Genomic DNA, 7,234 nt, shown 5'->3' on the forward strand with positions numbered 1-7,234 from the left:
CTGAAAGATCATGAAAACGACATCCCATCAAATGAAAGCCAAGACGCGCTCGCTAGGCGGACGCTTCGGCGCCTTTGCCATCGGCCTTTTCGCCGCGCTTTGCTCGGTGCAGGTGCCCGCCGTAGAGGTTGCACAATCACCGATGTACGTGGGCAGCGACGTACCGGGTAACCTGGTGTTGGTACCGTCGGTGGAGTACCCGACCCTGATCAGTCAGGCGAATATCGGCAATTACGACAAGACACGCCGGTATTCGGGGTACTTCGATCCGGATAAGTGCTATCTGTATAAATACAGCAAGGTCGAGACCGAGCGGTATTTCTATCCGATTGGTGCGGCAAGTTCGTTCGCCTGTGCTACCGACAAGCAATGGAGCGGAAACTACATGAACTGGGCGGCGACCCAGACAATCGACCCCTTCCGCTCGGGCCTTACCGGTGGCTACCGGGTAATCGACACTCCCACCGAAACCGTGCTGGAAAAGGCGCGTCATCACCGTACTGATCTGTATCCCGATCGCGTATTGCCCGCGTCGGGTACTGATGCGACCTTGGTCAAGAATGCGACCGGTTCGACCTGGACCAAGATGACGGCGCGTGTCGCAAACCTTGGTAACAAAATGCGGTTCACCTCCACGGGTAGCATTGGTGGTTCGACTGTTGTTGCTTACGACCCCGCAACGCACAAGTTGACAACGGGCAAAAATGGCGATGAAGGCACGCTGTACGAAGTAAGTGTGCGGGTGAAGGTTTGCGATGCCAGTGTCGGTTTGGAAAGCAATTGCGTGAAATATTCGCAGGGTTACAAGCCCGAGGGTCTTATCCAGGAATATTCCAAGCGCATCCGTTACAGCATCTTTGGCTTCCTGAACCAATCGGGCAATGAGCGTAACGGCGGGGTCATGCGTGCGCGCCAGAAGTTCGTCGGACCTTACAGCTACTACCCGGAACTCGGTACGCTGGACAACGTAAACAAGGAATGGGATCCGACCACCGGCGTTCTGGTCACGAATCCGGACCCCGCCGATGCCGCAGCAACCAATGTCAGCGGTATCAACGATAGCGGTGTGATCAATTATCTGAACAAGTTCGGTCAGATGACCACTTCGGCGCCCAAAAGCAACGATCCGGTCAGTGAGCTTTACTATGCTGCTCTGCGTTATTTCCGTGGGCAGGGGAATTTGGCTGAATATACCAGTGGCATTAACTACACCTATGCTGATGGTTTTCCGGTGATTACCGATTGGGACGATCCTATCCGGTACTCCTGTCAGGTCAATGCTGCCCTGGGTATTGGTGACGTCAATACCCACGAGGACCGTAACATTCCCAATACCGCTCCGGACAAAGATCTGGACATGGCCCTCAAGTACACCCAGAAGATCTTTGATCTGGAAGGCGTGTCTGCCAAGGCGAATGCTTCAAGTTACACCGGTCGCGGCAATTCCGCGTTCATCGCGGGTCTTGCCTACTTCGCCAACACCAATGATATCCGTCCCGATGACGCTGCTAAACCTAATACCAGCGGCCGCCAAACCCTGGCCACGCATTGGGTGGATGTTCGTGAGAACCAGACATTGTTGGAGAAAAACAGCAATCAATATTGGCTTGCTGCGAAGTACGGTGGTTTTGACGTTCCGGTTGGCTTTGATCCGCTGACGACAAAGGGTCTCCAGGAATCCTGGTGGCATACCACCGCCGACTATTTGACCAGTGGCAACGGCGGCGGTGTCACGACCACGGTCAATAATTATCCACGCGCAGACAATTTCTACGTGGCAAGTGAGGCTGACAAGATGGTGGCCAGCCTGCGTCAGGCGTTCGAGGCCATTGCAAAGAAGGCCGAAGGTTCGGCCAGCTCCTTCGCGGCAAACTCTACCAAGCTTGAGGCTGGTGCTCGTACCTTCCAGGCGCAGTTCGTTACGGGCCAGAATCGGGAGTGGGAAGGTCGTCTGTACGCCTACGACATCAATACGTCCACCGGTGCATTGACTCAAGCATGGTCTGCGACGGATCAGTTTCCTGTGTGGGGACCGACCAACGCGACGACCAATGCGCGCAAGATCTTTTACAACAACAGTGGCGCGCTCACGGCGTTTCAAGGGGCCGTCAATGGCTTGTCGGCATCGGTGGTCAATTACCTGCGCGGCGACCGCTCCGGTGAGAAGAGCAACGGTGGCACATTCCGTAATCGAGTGAGCCTGCTGGGCGATATTGTCAATTCGCAGCCTGTCTATGTCGGTGCTCCGAACTCGCGTCTGTATATAAACAGCTCGTTCACGGGTGCTTCCAACTACGCATCATTCGCATCAGGGCAGGCCACGCGTACTCCGGTGGTATATGTCGGCGCCAACGACGGCATGTTGCATGGTTTCAATGCCAACACCGGTAAGGAATTGTTTGCCTTCGTTCCGACCGAAGCGATGGCTAAGCTGACAGGTACCCAGAAGTTCACCGATCCGGCTTATGAGCACGCGTATACCGTGGATGGGGCGATGACCGCCGCTGACTGGTATGACGGCGCCAAATGGCGTACTGCCTTGATTGGAACCATGGGCCGCGGTGGCAAGAGCATCTTTGCGCTGGATGTTACAGACCCGGCGGCGCCCACGCTGATGTGGGAAGTCAATGATTCATCGCTGGGCAACAACCTGGGCCAGCCGATTGTGTCGCAGGTTGCAAATGGCGACTGGCGTGTGCTGTTGGGCAATGGTCCGAACAGCACTGATGGCATTGCCAAGCTGGTGATGATCGATCTCGCCGATGGCGACGTGTCCACCATTTCCACGGCGGTGGGTGGGGATAACGGCTTGTCCGGCATCAATGCATGGTCTGCTGCTGGCAACGGTTTGGTCGATACTGTCTACGCCGGTGACCTGAAGGGCAATTTGTGGCGATTCAAACTGTCCTCCAGCTCGGCGAGCCTGTTGTATGCGGCAGGTGCATCCAAGCCGATCACTGCTGCACCGCTGGTAGCCGTCAACCCGAAGACACTTCAGACTTGGGTCTTTGTGGGCACCGGGCGCTATCTGAACTCGGCGGATCGGGCCAACAAGGGTGTGCAGACCTGGTATGGCCTGATCGACAAGGGGTCGACCATCGCAGGTGTTGCTGGTCTGGAAGAGGTAAGCGTGCTGAACGAGGGCAAGGTCGGCGATTACGACGTGCGCGTGCTTGAGCGCGTGGCGGCAGCCGGCGTAGACGGGTGGTATATGAACCTGCTTCCTTCTACCGGCGTTGCAGCAGGCGAGCGCATGGTCGTGCCCAACTTCTTCCAGGGACTGACCTTGATCGGCACGACACGTATCCCTGATTCTGCAGACGTGTGCAGTCCGACCGGTAAGGGCTACACGATGGCAATCGATCCGTTCACTGGCGGTCGCCTGTCGGGTGGCTTCTTCGATGCCAACGGCGATGGCGTAGTGGATGGCAAGGACTCGCTGGATGGTGCGCCGGTATCCGGTATTGGCTATGGCAGTAGCCCGAATAATCCGATCTTCGTTGGCGACAACATGTATACGAGCCTGGATGATGGTACCTACAAGAAGACCAAGACCAATAACAACAATGGCAACATCAAGCGTGTTTCCTGGCGCGAGCTGGTAGGAGATTAAGGGGGATGAAAAACATGGTTCATGCGCAACCTGGTCGAGGTGGGGCACCTTCAGCTGCGGCTGGCTTCACCTTGGTCGAATTGATGATCGTGGTCGCGGTCATAGCAATCCTGTCAGCGATCGTCTATCCCAATTACCGCGAGTACGTGGTCAAGGCTCGCCGTACTGCAGCTGCGGGTTGCCTGCAGCAGCATGCCCAGACGATGGAGCGGTTCCATACAACCAACCTGACCTACGTGGGGGCGCCGGCACCCACCTGTCCGGATATGACTGACTTCTACACGGTCAGTTTCCAGGGCGGGGCGGCCACGGCGCGTGCCTACACTCTCCAGGCGGTGCCGACCAGTAGCCAGAAAGACACGAAGTGCGGGACGCTCACCATCAACGCCCAAGGGGTGCGTACTGAAAGTGGGACTGCTACTGCCACTGAATGCTGGTAGTAGAGGGAGATTGGACAAGAAAGTAAAAAGTGCCCGTCAGCAATGGCGGGCATTTTTTATGAGGACTGCTGCAGGGCGAAATCTTCACGCCATGCGGGGCATTGCGGTTGATATCGCGGATACGCTGAAAAACACAAAGCCCACCTTTCGGTGGGCTTTGTGTTTTTTTATCTGGCGCCCGAAGTTGGACTCGAACCAACGACCCCCTGATTAACAGTCAAGTGCTCTAACCGGCTGAGCTATTCGGGCGAGGAGGCGAATTCTACTCAGCATTCCTGGCCAGTGCAACACCCGTGTTCATTTTGGGCACCTTCTGTTCTGGCTTGAGGGCGTGGCACTTCGCACGCGTCCGCTGTTGTTGACGATGACCGCGGCCAAGAGATTGGCTTGATGATCGCAGATCGAAATCGTCTGGTTGGAGCCGGCACTACGCCCATCAGGCAGATAGCGGACGTGGGTGCGCCCCGGGTTGCTGCGGATCACTACGGCATCCGGAGAAGGAGCGGCGGTCTGGCGGATGATGTCGGCCTGCCGATTGGGTTGGCCGTCGCCATCCCCATCTACAAAGACCAGCCAGCGTCTGCTCCAGTCAGTGCCTTGTGCGCACGTGCTGCCATCGTTCGACGGGCAGACCTGTATTCTGCGTCGCTTCCAGATGGCGGCCGAACGAGCCAGCTGGAGATGAGCGGCCAGCATGTTCTGAGTGGTTACCGCACGCTGCCTGAGCAGGAGGTTGCGAAGGTCGGGCAGTGCAATAGCGGCCATCAGGATGAGCATCGCTGTGCAGACTGACAGCTCCACGAGGGTGAACCCATGGGCGTCCGCTCTTCGGCATGCTTGGCTTTGCGAGGCGTGGGTCATGGCTGCGGACGGATGGGGTGTCTCCAAATACTTGCCAATAAACGGGGTTTCATCCTTCGCTGCAGTCGTCGCCTGAACCCGGGGTTAGTCCCCACGCGGACGTCAGTACGAGGGTGGCTATACTGGGTGGTCCGTTCTGGCGTGTAGATTCCATGTCCGACAGCTTCCAGCTCGTATCGCCGTATTCGCCCTCCGGCGACCAGCCGGCTGCCATCGAAAAGCTGGTGGCCAACTTCGAGGCCGGCATTGCCAAGCAGACCCTGCTGGGTGTGACCGGCTCCGGCAAGACCTACACCATCGCCAACGTGGTGCAGCAGGTGCAGCGCCCGACCCTGGTGATGGCGCCGAACAAGACCCTGGCCGCGCAGCTGTATGGCGAGTTCAAGGCGTTCTTCCCGCATAACGCGGTGGAATACTTCGTCAGTTACTACGATTACTACCAGCCCGAAGCCTATGTGCCGTCCTCGGATACCTTCATCGAGAAGGACAGTTCGATCAACGAGCACATCGAGCAGATGCGGCTGGCGGCGACCAAGACCTTGCTGTCGCGTCCTGATGCGATCGTGGTCGCCACGGTATCGGCGATCTATGGCCTGGGTGCGCCGGAAGACTACCTGTCACTGCGTCTGATCCTGTCCAAGGGCGAGCGCATCGATCAGCGCGACCTGATCAAGCACCTGACCCAGCTGCAGTACACCCGCAACGAATACGAGCTGCAGCGCGGTACCTTCCGTGTGCGTGGCGAAGTGATCGATGTGTTCCCCGCTGAACTCGATAGCGAGGCAGTGCGCATCGAATTGTTCGATGGCGAGATCGAACAGCTGAGCATGTTCGATCCACTGACCGGCGAAAGCCTGCGCAAAATGCAGCGTTACACCATCTACCCGAAGACCCACTACGCCACCACGCGCGAGCGGGTGCTGGCGGCGGTGGACACCATCAAGGTCGAGTTGAAGGAACGGCTGGAGCAGCTGTACGCGCAGAACAAACTGGTCGAGGCGCAGCGCCTGGCGCAGCGCACCCAGTTCGACCTGGAAATGATGGCCGAGGTGGGGTACTGCAACGGCATCGAGAACTATTCGCGGCATCTTACGGGCAAGGCGCCTGGTGAGCCGCCGCCGACGCTGTTCGACTACCTGCCGCCCGATGCCTTGCTGGTCATCGACGAATCGCACGTGACCATTCCGCAGATCGGTGCCATGTACAAGGGCGACCGTTCACGCAAGGAAACGTTGGTGGAATTCGGCTTCCGTCTGCCCTCGGCGCTGGATAACCGCCCGCTGCGTTTCGAAGAGTGGGAGGCGCGTTCGCCGCGTGCCATCTATGTGTCGGCCACCCCAGGTCCCTACGAACTGCGTGAATCCGGTGATGACATCACCGAGCTGGTGGTGCGACCGACCGGCCTGATCGATCCGCAAGTGGAGATCCGCCCGGTCGGCACCCAGGTCGACGACCTGATGTCCCAGTGCAACGAGCGCATAAAGATGGGCGATCGCGTGCTGGTCACCACGCTGACCAAGCGTATGGCCGAAAACCTCACCGAGTACCTTGGCGAGCACGGTATCCGCGTGCGCTACCTGCATTCGGACGTGGATACGGTGGAGCGGGTGGAAATCATCCGTGACCTGCGTCTGGGCAAGTTCGATGTGCTGGTCGGCATCAACCTGCTGCGCGAAGGCCTGGATATGCCCGAGGTGTCGCTGGTAGCGATCCTGGATGCGGACAAGGAGGGCTTCCTGCGCTCCACTGGTTCGCTGATCCAGACCATTGGTCGAGCGGCCCGAAACGTGCGCGGCAAGGCCATCCTCTACGCTGACAAGATGACCCGCTCGATGCAGGCGGCCATCGACGAGACCGACCGCCGCCGGCAGAAGCAGGTGGAGTACAACGAGGCGCATGGCATCGTGCCCAAGTCGGTGGCACGGCCCATCGTCGATATCCTCGAGGGTGCCCACGAAGAGAGCTCGCCCAAGTCCAGCGCCAAGGGCAAGGGTCGCCGCGTGGCCGAACCCGAGGCCGATTACCTGCCGCTGGAGCCGGCCAAGCTGGCTGCGCGCATCAAGGAGCTGGAGCAGCAGATGTACCAGCACGCCCGCGACCTGGAGTTTGAGGACGCCGCGCGCGTGCGTGACAAGATCCATCGCCTGAAGGAGGCGAACCTGGGCTGATCGGCCCAGGTGTGAAATTGTTTCGAAAAACGGTTGTTCTTCGTGAAAGTCAGGGTTAAGATACGCGCCCTCGCAACGAAGAACTTGTTGCTGAGAAGGGCGGTTAGCTCAGCGGTAGAGCACTACCTTGACATGGTAGGGGTCACAGGTTC

Annotated in this window: 4 protein-coding genes and 1 tRNA gene; 3 read left to right on the plus strand and 2 right to left on the minus strand. The window is 58.4% G+C overall.

Going from position 1 to position 7,234, the window contains the following annotated elements; genetic code table 11:
* The first annotated feature begins 10 nt into the window (after nucleotides 1-10).
* Entirely contained in the window at nucleotides 11-3,613 is a 3,603-nt protein-coding gene (locus tag RT460_RS16470; RefSeq protein WP_313320395.1) for a PilC/PilY family type IV pilus protein, read from the plus strand.
* Between the two features lie 5 nt (nucleotides 3,614-3,618).
* Nucleotides 3,619-4,053, plus strand: coding sequence for a type IV pilin protein (locus RT460_RS16475; RefSeq protein ID WP_313320397.1), 435 nt, complete (start codon nucleotides 3,619-3,621; stop codon nucleotides 4,051-4,053).
* A gap of 172 nt (nucleotides 4,054-4,225) precedes the next feature.
* Here the strand turns inward: RT460_RS16475 and RT460_RS16480 are convergent.
* Both RT460_RS16480 and RT460_RS16485 read right to left on the minus strand, forming a co-directional pair.
* Nucleotides 4,226-4,302 (minus strand) — tRNA-Asn (locus RT460_RS16480).
* Between the two features lie 48 nt (nucleotides 4,303-4,350).
* Entirely contained in the window at nucleotides 4,351-4,830 is a 480-nt protein-coding gene (locus tag RT460_RS16485; protein WP_313320400.1) for a GspH/FimT family pseudopilin, read from the minus strand.
* A gap of 236 nt (nucleotides 4,831-5,066) precedes the next feature.
* Between RT460_RS16485 and uvrB the strand changes: the two genes are divergently transcribed.
* Nucleotides 5,067-7,082 carry an excinuclease ABC subunit UvrB gene (gene uvrB / locus RT460_RS16490; RefSeq protein WP_313320403.1) on the plus strand — a complete coding sequence of 672 codons (2,016 nt, stop codon included), beginning with the start codon at nucleotides 5,067-5,069 and terminating at the stop codon, nucleotides 7,080-7,082.
* Nucleotides 7,083-7,234: the final 152 nt, after the last annotated feature.

Source organism: Stenotrophomonas sp., from assembly GCF_032061965.1.
Lineage (GTDB): Bacteria > Pseudomonadota > Gammaproteobacteria > Xanthomonadales > Xanthomonadaceae > Stenotrophomonas.

Bases quoted from the DNA above. Each gene is read 5' to 3' on its own strand.
- RT460_RS16470 (WP_313320395.1), top strand. From the start codon at position 11: ATGAAAACGACATCCCATCAAATGAAAGCCAAGACGCGCTCGCTAGGC.
- uvrB (WP_313320403.1), top strand. From the start codon at position 5,067: ATGTCCGACAGCTTCCAGCTCGTATCGCCGTATTCGCCCTCCGGCGAC.
- RT460_RS16475 (WP_313320397.1), top strand. From the start codon at position 3,619: ATGAAAAACATGGTTCATGCGCAACCTGGTCGAGGTGGGGCACCTTCA.
- RT460_RS16485 (WP_313320400.1), bottom strand. From the start codon at position 4,830: ATGCTCATCCTGATGGCCGCTATTGCACTGCCCGACCTTCGCAACCTC.